Origin of the sequence: Phenylobacterium sp. (assembly GCF_036264965.1) — a bacterium.
In the GTDB taxonomy this organism is placed as follows: Bacteria; Pseudomonadota; Alphaproteobacteria; order Caulobacterales; family Caulobacteraceae; genus Phenylobacterium.
The window spans coordinates 24,471-37,860 of the sequence record NZ_DATAPY010000174.1 but is presented as its reverse complement, the minus strand read 5'-3'; the positions used below and the strand labels follow the sequence as shown (position 1 = coordinate 37,860).

Genomic DNA, 13,390 nt, shown 5'->3' with positions numbered 1-13,390 from the left:
GTTGGTGTCGATCAGCGGGAAGAACTTCTTGAGCATCGTGCCGGGGCTCTGCGGGCCGCCCTTCAGCTCGGCTAGCGAGAGTTTGCCGTCCATGTTGTCGTCCATGACGTCCAGCATGAGGTTCGCCTGCATCAGCTTCTCATAGTCATCCCTGGGGTTCTTCGCCGTCTCGCCGGCCCAGTGATAGTGGATGTAGACCGCCAGCATCTCCTCGAAGGACTGCTCGCCCCAATAGACCGTCTTGGTCGGGTCAGGGTTGCCGGGATTGCGGGCGGAATTGTCGTAAACCCAGTGGGTGATGATCTTCGACCCGGCCGGCACATTGAGCGGCTTGGCCAGCACATAGTCCCACTGCCAGTTGAAGTCGTACCGCGGCATGGCCAGCAAGGTCTCTTCCCTGCCGTCCGGATAGCGGATGGAGACGTTCGCCGAGACGCCGCGCTTATGGGAGTGCGGGGTGAAGGCGTAGACCACCGCGTCCTTGGGGAATTCGATATAGGCGACTTCCTTGTGGTCGCGCTCGCCCGCGGGGATCTCGATGGAGAAGTCGAAGATGCCGAAGGTGCGCCGCGGGTATTTCGGCTCCTCGCCCTTGGGATAGAAGTAGAGCCCGAGCTTGGTGTTCTCGACCGTCTCCTTGCCGTAGGTCGTGTAGTGGGCCTGGAAGGCCAGGCCGCTGCCGGGCGGAATCCACAGGCCTGAGTCCTGCGCCATCTTCTGGTAGCCGACGCCGGGGACATAGCCCTGCAGCAGGGTCTCGAACGGAGAGCCGGCGACTGTCTGACCCGCGGGCGTGTCGCTGGGCGCCACGCCTGACAGGATGTGGTGCACCGCCTGGCGGTCGTTGACCACGAAGGCCGAGCCCTTCAGCCAGCGGCCCTCGGTCATGACGTTCTTCACCGACGGATACTGGTAGTCGATGACCCCGCTGGCCGGGACCTTCATGCTCGGGATCTCGACGATCTTGTCGGGCTTGCCCCACGGCCACTCCGGCGCCTGGAAGCTGATCTTCTTCAGCGGATCCTCACCGGTCCCGCGCGGCGCGCCGGCGTCGATCCAGTGGACCAGGGTCTTCATCTGGTCCGGCGACAACCGCCCGTCGTCCTTCCACTGGCCCACCGTCTCATCCGGCTCGAAGGGCGGCATGCGGTGGGTGCGGATCACCTCGCGGATCATCGGCGAGAAGCCCTTGACCTGCTCGTAGCTGGTGAGCGGCATCGGGCCGATCCCGCCGGGCTGGTGGCAGGTGGAGCACTTGGCTTCGACCATCGGGGCGATGGTCTTGGCGTAGGAGATTTGGGCGAAGGTCGCGGCCTTGGCCCGCTCGGGGAAGGCGATCAACTGGCCGGCGGGCTCGCGGCTGGTCAGGGCGACCTTCTGGCCGGCGACCAGGGCGTCGACGGCGGCCTTGGCGCCATCCACCGGGCCACGGTAGGCGATGGACCAGCTGCGCGGATCGATGACGATCACCTCGGCGGCGCGGGTCACGCCGAGTTCCTCGCCGACCAATTGCTCGTAGTCGAACAGGATCGGCATATCGAGCCCGGCGGCCTTGGCGTCGGCGATCACCGGATCGCGGCGGTCGCCGAGGCGGCTGTCGACGGCCAGCATCTCGACGCCCTTGTCGGCGTAGGCGGCCTTCAGCGCCATCAGCGCGGGCGCGTCGGCATGCAGCTGCTTGTCGCCGGAGGCGTAGGTCACCAGGACAACGGCCTTGTCCTGACCCATCCAATAGAGCTGCCGGCCGAACAGGTTCTGGTCGGCCAGCAGGAAGTCATCCACCCGCGCCGGCCCGGCGGCCTTCGGCGCCTCGGCCTTGGCGCTCGAAACGCCGTGCGGTGAGGCCATCAGCGCGATGGCGCTGACCGTTGTCGCCAGCAGGCCCAGACCCGCGATCACCTTACGTGAAGTCCTCATGGCGTCTCTCCCTTGCCCTCTTGTGAGGGACGGCCTGTCGACCTTGCTCTCCAGCGACGCATCACTTACTGGCTGGACAGCCAACAATAATGCATTTTAGGAGGACTGGCGCAAGAACCTTGGCCGGCCCCTAGGCGGGTTTGGCGGCCAAGGGCGCAGAGGGTAGCTTTCCACCCCGATGGACGACACAGCGCAGAAAACGAATCGGCGGCGCCGGACCCAGGCGGAGCGGCGCGATGAATCCGAGCGGGGCCTGGTGAAGGCTGCGGTCGCCCTGGTCTCCGAAGAGGGCGTGAGCGCCAGCACCTTCGAGGCGATCGCGCGCCGCAGCGGCTACAGCCGCGGCCTGGTCGGGCAACGATTCGGCTCGAAGCTGGGCCTGATCGAGGCGGTGATCACCTATCTGCATGGCGGACGGGAAAGCTTCGCCGAGGGCGGAAAGCTCGATGGGCTGTCCGGTCTGGAGGCCCTCCTCACCTATGCCGACCACTATGTTCAGAGGCTCTCGCATATGGGCGAGGTGCAGGCCTATTTCCGGCTAATGGCCTGGGCGGTGGCGGACATCTCGGCGTTCCGGTCGGTGTTCGCCGCCGAGCACGGCCGCATCGGCGCGCGGTTCGAAGTCTGGATCCGGCAGGGCCAGGCCGAGGGCCAGATCCGGCCGGACCTGGACGCGACCGCCGCGGCCCTGATGGTCGGCAGCCAATTGCTGGGGCTCTCGATCCAGGTGCTGATCGACCCGGCGATGGACCTCGGCCCGATCCGCGCTACCTACCTGGCGACGCTGCGCCAGGCGTTCTCGGCCTCCGGGGGCCGTTGACACCCGACGGCGCCGCTCAGCCAGCCGGATGGCTCACTGCCGCAATGCCGACGTTCTGAGGCGCCGCAAAGGGTCGGATGCCGCGCCTAGTCCTCGCACCGCAGCCGATACCCAATCCCGGGCTCGGTCATCAGCAGTTCGGGGCTCGATGGGTCGGCTTCCAGCTTCTGGCGCAGCTGGGCCATCAGCACGCGGACGAACTGGGCGTCGGCGTTGGTGTCGGCGCCCCAGACGGCCAGGATGATCTGCTTGTGGGTGACCACCTGGCCGGCGTGGCTCGCGAGGATGCGCAACAGCTGGTACTCGCGCGGCGTCAACCGCACCTCCTCGCCCTGGATCATCACCCGGCGCGCCGGGAAATTGATCTCCAGCTCGCCGAACTGGAACTTGGGCTGGGCGGAGAACCGGCGCTCGCGCCCGCGCATCACCGCGCGGATCCGCGCCAGGAGCTCGCCCACCCCCACCGGCTTGTTGACGAAGTCGTCGGCGCCCAGGTCCAGGGCGGCGATCTTCTCGCTCTCAAGATCCCGCGCCGACAGCACGATGATCGGGGCGTCCGACCACTCGCGGATGCGCTGGATCACCTCCTTGCCGTCCATGTCCGGCAGGCCGAGATCGAGGATCACCACCTCGGAGGGCTCGTTGGAGAGCTGCGCCAGCGCGCCCTCGCCGTCCTCCGCGGCCGTGACGACGAAACCGGCCGCCGCCATCGCCGGCGTCAGCGCGCGTACGATCTGCGGTTCGTCGTCGACGATCAGCAGCCGGCCCAAACTCGCGCTCATCCGACCCGCACTCCCAATCCAGACCCGGTCATACCCTGACCGCCGGCAGCGTCAGCGACATCACCATGCCGCTCGGCCCGTCGGTGCGCAGCGCCGCACTCGCCTGGCCGCCCATGCCCTGCATCACCCCGCGCACGATGGAAAGCCCCAGGCCGGTTCCGGGGAGGCGTTTGGCCGCCGCGCCGCGGTAGAACTTGTCGAACAGCTTGCCGAGTTCGCCCTCCGGCACGCCGGGGCCCTCGTCGGTCACCTGCACCACCACCTGGCCGCCGTGCGGGAAGCTGGTCAGCGCGATGGTCCCGCCGTCGGGGCTGTAGCGCACCGCGTTCTCCAGCACATTGGCCAGCGCCACCTCGAACAGCACCGGGTCGCCCATGGCCACGTCGGCGCCCTCGCCCAGCTTGCAGGAGATCTTGCGCTGGCCGCGCAAGCGTTCGAAGCGCTTGCGGGTGCGGTCGACCACCTCGGCCAGGTCGAACACCGCGCTCGCCGGCTCCAGCGCCCCGCCCTCCAGCCGGGTCATGTTCAGCAGGTTGGTGACAAAGGCGTTCAGCCGCTCGGCCTCTTCCTGGATGGTGGCGGTGAGGTCGTGGCGGGTCTTGGCGTCGAACTGGTCGCCGAACTCCTGCAGCGACGAGGCCGAGGCCAGCACGGCGGCCAGCGGGGTGCGCAGGTCGTGGCTGATCGAGGACAGGAGCGCGTTGCGCAGGTCCTCGGTGCGCGAGCGGGCCTCGGCGTCGGCCTTGGCGACGGTCAGCGACGCGCGCGCCATGGCCGTCGCCCCAGCGTCGGCGAGGATCTGCAGGAGGTTCTCCTCGTCGGCGGCGGGCGGCGGGTCGGCGCGCCAGCCGGCCAGCGCCCCGCTCGCCAGGCGCCGCACCCGCCAGCCCGCCGCCTCGATGGTCCGGGGCTCGCCCGCCTCGGCGGCCAGCGCGCGGGCCGCGGACAGCACCATCGGCTCCGGCTCCGCGCCGCCGGCCGCGCACAGCACGTCGCGGTCCATGACGAAGGCCTGCCCCCGCGCCGCGGCGGCCAGGTGGTCGGCCAGCCGCGCCCGGATCAGGCCGGGGTCATCCGACGCCGAGAACTCCCGCGTGCCCTCGAACAGCACCGCGGTGGTCAGCGCCCGGGTCTGCGCGCGCTTGGCCTCCTCGCGCACGCGCCCCGTCAGGTTGCCCATCAACAGCGCCACCGTCGGGAAGGTCAGCAGGACAAGGAAATCCTCGGGCGTATAGGCCGCCAGGCTGATGTGGCTGCGGGCCAGATAGAAATTGTAGATCACGAAGGAGGCCGCCGCGGCCAGGTAGCCGGGCCCCGATCCCACCAGGTAGGCGGTCACCAGCACGCCCACCAGATAGGCCCCGGCCACCCGGTTCGACCCGGTCACCCGCTCCAGCACCAGCGCGCCCGCCGTCGAGATCGCCACCAGCACCACGGCCAGCGCATAGCGCCCCGGCGTGCTCAGCGAGCCGATCCACGTGGGGGAAATGTCGACGCGGCGGGTCAAATTCCTGGGGCTCGGCTCGGTCGGAAGGTCGACGGCGGCGCACTGTGCCCGCTTGCGCCCTCGGCGCCCAGCATGCCGGGCTTATGCCGTCGCGCGCCGCCTCAAGGTGAGACGCCGGCCAGCCAGGCCTTGAACTCCGGCCGCTCCAGCAGGCGCTCCGAATAGCGCGCCGCCGCGCCGGACTTGTCGCCGAAGTCGCTGAGCTTCACCCCATAGGTGCGGAACCGGGTCGCCACGGGCGTGTAGAAGGCGTCGACGATGCCCCACTCCTCGCCGCCCAGGTGCGGACCGCCGAACTTGGTCAGGAGGCCCGTCCACAGGGTCACGATCCGGCGGATATCCTTGTGCGTCGCCTTCGACAGGGTCACCGGCTTCGGCCAGGCCGTCAGGTCCATGGGGCATTCCCCGCGCAGGGACGAGAAGCCCGAGTGCATCTCGGCCGCCGCCGAGCGCACATAGGCCCGCATCCGCGCGTCCTTCGGCCACAGCTCCATGTCCGGGAACCGCTCGGCCAGGTACTCGCAGATCGCCAGCGAGTCGGAGATCTGCACGTCGCCGTCCTTCAGCGCCGGCACCAGGCCGGTCTGCGAATGGGGCAGGATCGCCGCCTCCGAGCCGCCGTTGCCCTGGCGCAGCTGGATGATCCGCTCCTCGAACGGCACGCCGGTCTTCTTCAGCACAAGCCACGGCCGCAGCGACCAGCTCGACCACGCCTTGGTGCCGATCACGAGTTCCATCGAGCCTCCTTACGCCCTGAGCTTCCAGGCGATAGCGCGGCGACGCCGCGTCCTTCAAGGCCCTAATGCCAGGGTTTGCCTAAGCACCCGTTAGGGCGCGTCAGAGGAAATAGATCAAAAAGCCGCAGAAAACGTGGCCAAAATCTAAGGCCGGCCCGCGTCGCGCGAGAACAGCAGGTCCTGCCACTTCCAATCGCCCGCGCCCATGGCCAGCCGCGAAGCGCCCGGCCCGTCGTTCAGCGACAGGACGATCAGCCCGTGCACCGGCTCGGCGCGGCAGGCCACCGGCGCAAAGGCCACGCGCCACATGATCGCCTCGCGCACCGCCGCCAGGCCCTCGCCCTCCTGCCCCGGATGGCGCACCCAGGCGCCGTCCCAGACGCGGATCGCCTTGCCCGCGTCGCCCGCTTCGACGACCGCCGCCTGCACGCCGTGATCCTCGCGCAGGGCCTTCTGCAGCCAGCGGGCCATGTCGCACCCCTGCCCGCCGCCGGCCCCTGAGCCCACGGTCGCCGCGCCCGCCAGCTGCGCGTCGCTCATCTCCACCGACGGGACGAAGGCCGGCCCCGGCCGGGCCGCGATCGGCGCAATGGTCACCGGCAGCTTCGCCGCGCGCCCCAGCTTGGGCGGCGGCGGATTGTCCGGCTTCGGCTCGGGCGCGCTTTCCGGCGCCGCCGGTGCGGGCGGCGTCGGCGTGACCAGCGCCACGCTTATCACCGGCGTCTCCGCGGGCTTGGGCGGCGGCGTCCACGTCACCAGCAGGGCGACCCCTGCGGCGACGTGGACGGCCAGGCTCAAGGCCACCGCACCCCACCTACGCCGGGAAGGGGGCCGGCCCCGACGCCGGCTCACAGCCCCCGCCGTTACGCGAGGACGATCAGCACGACGCGCCGGTTCTGCGCGCGGCCGTCACGCTTGTTGTTCGGCGCCACCGGATCGTCCGGCCCATAGGAAATCGTGCCGATCCGGTTCAGCGCCACGCCGTGCTCGTTCAGATAGCGCCGCACGGCTTCCGCCCGCTCTTCGCCCAGCCGGTAGTTGACCTCCTTCGGCCCCGTCGCGTCGGTGTGGCCCTGCACCTCGATGTAGACGTTGCGGTTGTCGGTCTTCAGCTTGTCCACGAAGGCGTCCAGCCGCGCCTGCGCCTCAGGCGACAGCGCCGCCTTCGACACGCCGAACTTCATGCTGTCGTCCTGCAGCACCTGCGAATAGAGGAACTTGCCCTCGGCCAGCTTGCCCGCCGCGGTCGCCCGCTCCAGCGCGTCCTTGGTCGACTGGTCCAGATTGGCCAGCTTCGCATCGTGATCGCTCACCTTGGCGGTGACGTCGCTCACCTGGCCGGACACCGCGTCGACCCGCGTGGAGACCTGTCCCACCTGCTCGTTGACGAACTTCTTGGTGGCGCAGCCCCCCAGGCCCGCCATCCCCAGGACCGCTACCCCTGCGATCAAAACCCGCGACAGTCGTTGGCTCATCGATATCTCCCATCTCAAGGCGGCCCACGCCGCCATAAACCCACCGACCGAGCCCCCATTGCAGAGATGAAAAGCGGCGCCGTCCCGACCCGAAAAGGGCCATTCCTGGGCGCAGCTTGGCTGTGGAAAACAAGGAGGAGAACCACGGAAAACACGGAAAGAGCACGGAAAAGAACCATTCAAGCCCTGCTCTTCGATCGCGCCTCGACGCGATCAATGTTCAGCCCAGGGCTTCGGTAGGTGCGCTCGACCGACTCGGCGCCTTCCGTGCTCTTTCCGTGTTTTCCGTGGTTCCCTCTCTTCCTCCTCCCGCGTCACCCTCACCCCCAATAACCGGCATCACCAATCCAACGCTGCTGATCGCGAGCCACATCAAGCCGTGGCGTCTCTGTGCAACGTCAAACGAGCGTCTCGACGGAATGAATGGCCTACTTCTTACCCCGGACGCCGACCTGCTGTTCGACCGTGGGTTCATCAGCTTCAAAGATGACGGCGAAACGCTAGTTTCACCCAGGGTCGACAAATTCGACTTGAGACGGCTTGGCTTCGCCGAACTCGCTATCGAGCGCTTCGGGTTCGAAGAGGCGCCCGCGGTTTGGAGGACCGAGAGTTTCGCACCTCGCCAGTGCGGCTATCTCGACTATCACCGACGTGAGGTGTTCGTCGCCTAGCCCCTATCCACCTCCCCACACCCCCGCTAACCTCCCCCCCAAACCGCCGCCCGCCCGCGGGCGGCGAGAACAACATTCGGGGAACGTTTCAGCATCATGACCGCCACGTCCGCGGGCGCCGCGCCTGCCACTTCGCCCGCCGCCAAGCCGGTCTATTCGGAGAACTACAAGCGGCTGATCCTCTTCCTGCTGGTCACGGCCTATACGCTGAACTTCATCGACCGCACGATCATCGCCACGCTCGGCCAGCCGATCAAAGACACGCTGAAGATCACCGACACCCAGCTGGGCCTGCTGGGCGGGCTCTATTTCGCGCTGCTCTACACCTTGCTGGGCATCCCGATCGCGCGGCTGGCTGAGCGGTTCAGCCGCGTGAACATCATCTCCGCGGCGATCGTCATCTGGTCGGGGTTCACCGCGCTCTGCGGCACGGCGAGCGGCTTTGCGGTGCTGGCGGCCTATCGCTTCGGGGTGGGGATCGGCGAGGCGGGGCTAAGCCCGCCGGCGCATTCGCTGATCAGCGACTATTACGAGCCGAAGAAGCGGGCCTCGGCGCTGTCGATCTACTCCTTCGGCATTCCGCTGGGGACGATGATCGGGGCGGTGGCCGGCGGGCTGATCGCCAAGACCTTCGGCTGGCGGGTGGCCTTCATGGTGGTGGGGCTGCCCGGCGTGGCGGTGGCGATTGCGCTTAGAGTTCTCGTGAAGGAGCCGCCGCGCGGGCATTCGGAGCCTGAGCCGGTGGCGCGGGCGGCGGGCGCCGAGCCCTTTGCGGGCGAGGAGCTGGTTCCGGCGGCGCCGGCGGCGACCTCGCTGAGGCGCGAGCTCAAGGAGATGGGCTCCGTGGTGGGCCTCCTCTTCGGCAAGTGGCCGATCCTGAACATGGTGCTGGGGATCACGCTGGTGTCCTTCGCGGGCTATGGCGGGGGCCAGTTCGTGCCGCCCTATTTCCTGCGCACCTTCCATCTGGACGTGGCCCAGGTGGGGCTGATCACCGGCCTGGTGGCGGGGTTCAGCCAGGGGCTGGGGACGCTGATCGGCGGGCCCCTGACCGATCGCCTGTCGAAGCTGTCGCCGCGCTGGTATGCGCTGGTGCCGGCGATCGGGGTGACGCTGGCCTATCCGGCGATCGTGGGCATCTACACCGCGCCGTCGTGGCAGGTGGCCGCGGCCTTCATGCTGCTGCCGGGGCTGCTCTCCTACGTCTATCTCGCGCCGACCTTCGGGGTGGTGCAGAACATGGCGCCGACCCATCAGCGGGCGACCGCGGCGGCGATCCTGCTATTCTTCCTGAACCTGATCGCGCTCGGCGGGGGCCCGCCCTTCACCGGCTGGGTGATCGACCACTTCGCGGCCTTCCACTATGCGCACGCCGGGTCGGGGACGATCTGGGACGCGATCAACGGGTTCTTCGGCTCGCACCCGGCGGACTTCCAGGCGGCCTGCCCGGGCGGCAAGGCGGCGAAGACGGCGAGCGACGCGGCCAAGGCGGCGTGCTCGGGCGCGCTGGTGCTGGGCACCCGGCACGGCATCCTGGTGGCCTACGCCTTCGGCCTCTGGGGCGCCTTCCACTACCTCCTGGGCAGTTTCGGCCTGGCCAAGGCCATGTCCAAAGCCCGCGCCGACCGCGGCGAGAGCGACTAGCCGACCTCCCCCATCGCGACGGCGATGGGGGGGCGAGGCGATCACTTTTTCATCTCAAAATTTGACTTGGGAAGGGGCCCGCCGTCATACCCTGGGGACATGATCCCCCGCTACGCCCGCAAGGAAGCCGCCGCCATCTGGAGCCCCCAGACGCGCTTCAAAATTATGTTCGAAATTGAAGCCTATGCGGCCGACGCCATGGCCGAGCTGGGCGTCATCCCCAAGGAAGCCGCCCGGGTCATCTGGGAAAAGGGCGAGGACGCCGTCTGGGACGCCGACCGCATCGACGAGATCGAGCGCGAGGTGAAGCACGATGTCATCGCCTTCCTGACCCACGTCACCGAGGTGGTGGGCCCGGAAGCTCGGTTCCTGCACCAGGGCATGACCAGTTCGGACGTCAATGACACCGCCCTGGCAGTTCAACTTTGCCGTGCCACTGACTTATTGCTCGAGGATGTCGACCTGGTGCTGGCGGCGCTGAAGCGCCGGGCCTACGAACACCGCTTCACGCCGACCGTCGGGCGCAGCCACGGCATCCACGCCGAGCCCACCACCTTCGGCCTGAAGCTCGCCGGCCACTACGCCGAGTTCGTCCGCGCCCGAGAGCGGCTGGCCATGGCCAAGTTCGAGATCGCCACCTGCGCGATCAGCGGCGCCGTGGGGACGTTTGCGAACGTGGCGCCCGAGGTGGAAGCCTATGTCGCCGAGAAACTGGGCCTGGCGGTCGAGCCGGTCTCGACCCAGGTGATTCCCCGCGACCGCCATGCGGCCTATTTCGCGGCCCTGGGCGTGGTCGCTTCGTCCATCGAGCGGCTGGCCACCGAGATCCGCCACCTGCAGCGCACCGAGGTGCTCGAAGCCGAGGAGCCCTTCGACCCGGGCCAGAAGGGCTCGAGCGCCATGCCGCATAAGCGCAACCCGATTCTCACCGAGAACCTGACCGGTCTGGCGCGGCTGGTCCGCTCCGCCGTCGTGCCGGCCATGGAGAACGTCACCCTCTGGCACGAGCGCGACATCAGCCACTCCTCCGTCGAGCGGGGGATCGCCCCGGACGCCACCGTGCACCTGGACTTCGCCCTGCGCCGCCTGGCCAGCGTGATGGAGCGGCTGGTGATCTACCCGGAGAATATGCTGAAGAACCTCGACCGCCTGGGCGGGCTGGTGCACTCGCAGCGGGTGCTGCTGGCGCTGACCCAGAAGGGCGTCGCCCGCGAGGTCGCCTACGCCGCCGTGCAGCGCAATTCCATGCGCGTCTGGCGCGGCGAGGGCCGGTTCCTGGATTTCCTGAAAGCCGATCCGGACGTGACGCTCTCAGACGCCGAGCTCTCGGAGCTCTTCGATTTCGGCTATCACTTCAAGAACGTCGACCGCGTATTCGCCCGCGTGTTCGGCGATGAGGCCAATGCGGTCGCCGCGAAGGAGGCCGCCCAGTAGGCGTAGCGCCTACTTGCCCTCGCGGACGCCTTCGCGCGCCTGGGCCAAGAGTTCGGCCATCTTCATGCGCACTTCGCCCTCGGAGATCTGCACGCCGGAGCCCTTGAGGTCCTCGAAGACCTTGCGCAGCACGTCTTCCTCGCCGGGCTGCTCCAGATCGGACTTCACCACGGCCTGGGCGTATTCGGCGACGTGCTTCTCGGTCAGGCCCATCAGGCCGGCCGCCCACTCGCCCAGCGCGCGGTTGCGCCGGGCCGCCGCGGTGAACTCCTGCTCTTGATCGAGCGCGAAACGCTTCTCGAAGCCACGTTCACGGTCGTCAAAGGTGGTCATGGGGTCCCTAAGCAAAGCCACTCTGCGGGCGATCACATATCCCGCCCGGTCGGGCGCCGCAATCGAAAGGCGGGGCTACGGCGAGGTTTGCGCCCCTGCGTCGCATCCGCTAATTTCCCGCCGCCTCATATGAAGCGAGACGCCGAGTCGAATCCGCGCGCGAGGGACTTGGACCCCGCGCGTTTTTCGTTATTTCGACCGGCAAAACCCTCGCGGACGGAGAAGGCGCGATTATGACCCGCCGTAAGAAGATCTATGAGGGCAAGGCGAAGATCCTCTACGAAGGTCCCGAGCCTGGCACCCTGATCCAGTACTTCAAGGACGACACCACCGCCTTCGACGCCACCAAAAAGGCCGTCCTGGAGGGCAAGGGGGTCATCAACAACCGGATCAGCGAGCACATCATGACCAAGCTCGCCTCCATCGGGGTGCAGAACCACTTCATCCGCCGCCTGAACCTGCGCGAGCAGCTGATCCGCGAGGTCGAGATCGTTCCGCTGGAGGTGATCTGCCGCAACGTGGCGGCCGGATCGCTCTCGACGCGCCTGGGTTTGCCCGAAGGCCAGGCCCTGCCGCGCTCGATCATCGAGTTCTGCCTGAAGGACGACAAGCTGCACGATCCGCTGGTCTCCGAGGAGCACATCACCGCCTTCAACTGGGCCACGACCCAGGAGATCGACGACATCATGGCGCTGACGCTGCGGGTGAACGACTTCCTGACCGGGATGTTCGGCGCGGTCGGCATCACCCTGGTGGACTTCAAGGTCGAGTACGGCCGCGTCTGGGAGAACGACTTCTCGCGCATCATCCTGGCCGACGAGATCAGTCCGGACAGCTGCCGGCTGTGGGACTCGACCACCAACGAGAAGCTCGACAAGGACCGCTTCCGCCGCGACCTCGGCAACGTCATCGAGAGCTACACCGAAGTTGCCCGCCGGCTTGGGATCATGAAGGAGATGCCCACGGTGATCCAAGGCGGTCTGCACTGATGAAAGCCACCGTCCATGTGTTCCTGAAGCCCGGCGTCCTCGACGTGCAGGGCAAGGCCGTCGAGCAGGCCCTGCACGGCCTGGGCTGGGGCGGCGTCTCCGGCGTCCGCGTCGGCCGCACGATCGAGTTCGATCTCACCGCCAAGGACGCCGCCGGCGCCGAGGCCGAGGTCAAGGCCATGTGCGACAAGCTCCTGGCCAATACGGTGATCGAAAGCTACCGCGTGGAGGTGGCGTGAGGCGGGCGACCGCCCTTCTCTTCCTCATCCCAGTCTCGCTTTGCGCCTGCGCGCCGAAGCCGCAGGAGGTCGTCTTCGCACCGGTCCCCCTTGACTGCGCCATGCCCTTCGATGCGCAAGCCGCGAAGATCACCGCCCAGCCGCACCTGCTGCCGGCCTCCCACGCACCGGGCGAGCCCTACTTCTTCTACTCGACGGATAATGGCCGTGCGTCCTACCTGATCACCGAGAAGGGCGCGCCGGGCCACCCGGCGATCATGATGCAGACCGCCGCCGGCGGGCAGGTGAAGACCCTGGGCTGCGCCTACGGCGACAAGACGGGCTACAAACAGCTCCTCGCCTATCTCGACAGCTTGAAGACCTGGACGCGCCGATGAGCGGCTTCAACCTCGCCCAGTTCAACATCGCTCGCCTGATCGCGCCGATCGAGGCGCCGGCCTCGGCCGAATTCCGCGAGGCGCTGGACCGGATCAACGCCCTGGCCGAGGCCTCGCCAGGCTTCGTCTGGCGCGCCACCGGAATCGGTTTCGACTCGGAGATACCGGCAGACGACGTCGATCCGATGCTGCTGGCCAACCTTTCGGTCTGGGAAAGCGCCGAGGCGCTCGCCGCCTTCGCCTACCGCTCGGCGCATGGCGGGTTCGTCAAGCGCGGCGACGCCTGGTTCGAGCCATCCGACCTCGCCCAGGTGGTGATGTGGTGGATCCCCGCCGCGAGCTCGCCGACCCGCGCCGAGGCCTTCGCGCGCCTCGATCGCCTGCGCGCCGAAGGCCCCAGCGCCCACGCTTTCGACTTCAAGTCCCGCTTCCCTGCCCCTGCCCGCCTGGAGACCCTCGCATGAA

At 68.1% G+C, this 13,390-nt stretch carries 15 protein-coding genes; 8 read left to right on the top strand and 7 right to left on the bottom strand.

Going from position 1 to position 13,390, the window contains the following annotated elements:
- On the bottom strand, window positions 1–1,917 hold a 1,917-nt coding region (locus tag VHS75_RS22875; RefSeq protein ID WP_329640940.1), incomplete at its 3' end, for a hypothetical protein.
- A 256-nt stretch (window positions 1,918–2,173) separates the two neighbouring features.
- Here VHS75_RS22875 and VHS75_RS22870 point away from each other — a divergent pair.
- Entirely contained in the window at window positions 2,174–2,737 is a 564-nt protein-coding gene (locus VHS75_RS22870) for a TetR/AcrR family transcriptional regulator (RefSeq protein WP_329640939.1), read from the top strand.
- Between the two features lie 86 nt (window positions 2,738–2,823).
- Here VHS75_RS22870 and VHS75_RS22865 read toward each other — a convergent pair whose 3' ends face one another.
- The 5 genes from VHS75_RS22865 to VHS75_RS22845 all read right to left on the bottom strand — a co-directional run bounded on the left by VHS75_RS22865 (window position 2,824) and on the right by VHS75_RS22845 (window position 7,238).
- Window positions 2,824–3,519 (bottom strand): response regulator transcription factor, encoded by a 696-nt coding sequence (locus VHS75_RS22865; protein WP_329640938.1) that lies wholly within the window; start codon window positions 3,517–3,519, stop codon window positions 2,824–2,826.
- 28 nt (window positions 3,520–3,547) lie between these two features.
- Window positions 3,548–5,026: a sensor histidine kinase gene (locus VHS75_RS22860; protein ID WP_329640937.1), complete on the bottom strand. Its 1,479-nt coding sequence runs from the start codon at window positions 5,024–5,026 to the stop codon at window positions 3,548–3,550.
- 101 nt (window positions 5,027–5,127) lie between these two features.
- Window positions 5,128–5,763 carry a glutathione S-transferase family protein gene (locus tag VHS75_RS22855; protein WP_329640936.1) on the bottom strand — a complete coding sequence of 212 codons (636 nt, stop codon included), beginning with the start codon at window positions 5,761–5,763 and terminating at the stop codon, window positions 5,128–5,130.
- 144 nt (window positions 5,764–5,907) lie between these two features.
- The gene (locus VHS75_RS22850; protein ID WP_329640935.1) at window positions 5,908–6,567 is read right to left on the bottom strand and encodes a hypothetical protein; all 660 of its coding nucleotides are present in this window, start codon (window positions 6,565–6,567) and stop codon (window positions 5,908–5,910) included.
- A gap of 59 nt (window positions 6,568–6,626) precedes the next feature.
- Window positions 6,627–7,238: an OmpA family protein gene (locus VHS75_RS22845; RefSeq protein WP_329640934.1), complete on the bottom strand. Its 612-nt coding sequence runs from the start codon at window positions 7,236–7,238 to the stop codon at window positions 6,627–6,629.
- Between the two features lie 122 nt (window positions 7,239–7,360).
- Here VHS75_RS22845 and VHS75_RS22840 point away from each other — a divergent pair, with 122 nt between their 5' ends.
- The 3 genes from VHS75_RS22840 (at window position 7,361) to purB (ending at window position 10,987) form a co-directional block, all read left to right on the top strand.
- Window positions 7,361–7,909 (top strand): HNH endonuclease signature motif containing protein, encoded by a 549-nt coding sequence (locus VHS75_RS22840; protein ID WP_329640933.1) that lies wholly within the window; start codon window positions 7,361–7,363, stop codon window positions 7,907–7,909.
- A gap of 96 nt (window positions 7,910–8,005) precedes the next feature.
- A complete protein-coding gene (locus VHS75_RS22835) occupies window positions 8,006–9,553 on the top strand; it encodes an MFS transporter (RefSeq protein WP_329640932.1) in 1,548 nt (515 codons plus the stop codon).
- Window positions 9,554–9,652: 99 nt separating this feature from the next.
- On the top strand, window positions 9,653–10,987 hold the full coding sequence (gene purB / locus VHS75_RS22830; protein ID WP_329640931.1) for an adenylosuccinate lyase: 1,335 nt from the start codon (window positions 9,653–9,655) through the stop codon (window positions 10,985–10,987).
- Window positions 10,988–10,996: 9 nt separating this feature from the next.
- Here purB and VHS75_RS22825 read toward each other — a convergent pair whose 3' ends face one another.
- Window positions 10,997–11,320, bottom strand: a complete 324-nt coding sequence (locus tag VHS75_RS22825) for a DUF1476 domain-containing protein (protein ID WP_329640930.1) — start codon at window positions 11,318–11,320, stop codon at window positions 10,997–10,999.
- Window positions 11,321–11,550: 230 nt separating this feature from the next.
- On the opposite strand from VHS75_RS22825, the gene purC reads away from it, so the two are divergent.
- Genes purC through VHS75_RS22805 form a run of 4 tightly spaced genes read left to right on the top strand, consistent with a single transcriptional unit; the run spans window position 11,551 to window position 13,389 of the window.
- Window positions 11,551–12,309 (top strand): phosphoribosylaminoimidazolesuccinocarboxamide synthase, encoded by a 759-nt coding sequence (purC, locus tag VHS75_RS22820; RefSeq protein WP_293367163.1) that lies wholly within the window; start codon window positions 11,551–11,553, stop codon window positions 12,307–12,309.
- Window positions 12,309–12,548 carry a phosphoribosylformylglycinamidine synthase subunit PurS gene (gene purS / locus VHS75_RS22815; RefSeq protein ID WP_329640929.1) on the top strand — a complete coding sequence of 80 codons (240 nt, stop codon included), beginning with the start codon at window positions 12,309–12,311 and terminating at the stop codon, window positions 12,546–12,548. The genes purC and purS overlap by 1 nt, the downstream gene beginning before the upstream one ends.
- Window positions 12,545–12,925: a hypothetical protein gene (locus VHS75_RS22810; protein WP_329640928.1), complete on the top strand. Its 381-nt coding sequence runs from the start codon at window positions 12,545–12,547 to the stop codon at window positions 12,923–12,925. Before purS ends, VHS75_RS22810 begins: the two co-directional genes overlap by 4 nt.
- Complete coding sequence (locus tag VHS75_RS22805; protein WP_329640927.1) at window positions 12,922–13,389, top strand: DUF3291 domain-containing protein; 468 nt, start codon at window positions 12,922–12,924, stop codon at window positions 13,387–13,389. The genes VHS75_RS22810 and VHS75_RS22805 overlap by 4 nt, the downstream gene beginning before the upstream one ends.
- The last annotated feature ends 1 nt before the right edge of the window (window position 13,390 follow it).

Coding starts and splice junctions, on each gene's coding strand:
- VHS75_RS22865 (WP_329640938.1), bottom strand. CDS start 3,519: ATGAGCGCGAGTTTGGGCCGGCTGCTGATCGTCGACGACGAACCGCAG.
- VHS75_RS22855 (WP_329640936.1), bottom strand. CDS start 5,763: ATGGAACTCGTGATCGGCACCAAGGCGTGGTCGAGCTGGTCGCTGCGG.
- VHS75_RS22845 (WP_329640934.1), bottom strand. CDS start 7,238: ATGAGCCAACGACTGTCGCGGGTTTTGATCGCAGGGGTAGCGGTCCTG.
- VHS75_RS22835 (WP_329640932.1), top strand. CDS start 8,006: ATGACCGCCACGTCCGCGGGCGCCGCGCCTGCCACTTCGCCCGCCGCC.
- purB (WP_329640931.1), top strand. CDS start 9,653: ATGATCCCCCGCTACGCCCGCAAGGAAGCCGCCGCCATCTGGAGCCCC.
- VHS75_RS22825 (WP_329640930.1), bottom strand. CDS start 11,320: ATGACCACCTTTGACGACCGTGAACGTGGCTTCGAGAAGCGTTTCGCG.
- purS (WP_329640929.1), top strand. CDS start 12,309: ATGAAAGCCACCGTCCATGTGTTCCTGAAGCCCGGCGTCCTCGACGTG.
- VHS75_RS22805 (WP_329640927.1), top strand. CDS start 12,922: ATGAGCGGCTTCAACCTCGCCCAGTTCAACATCGCTCGCCTGATCGCG.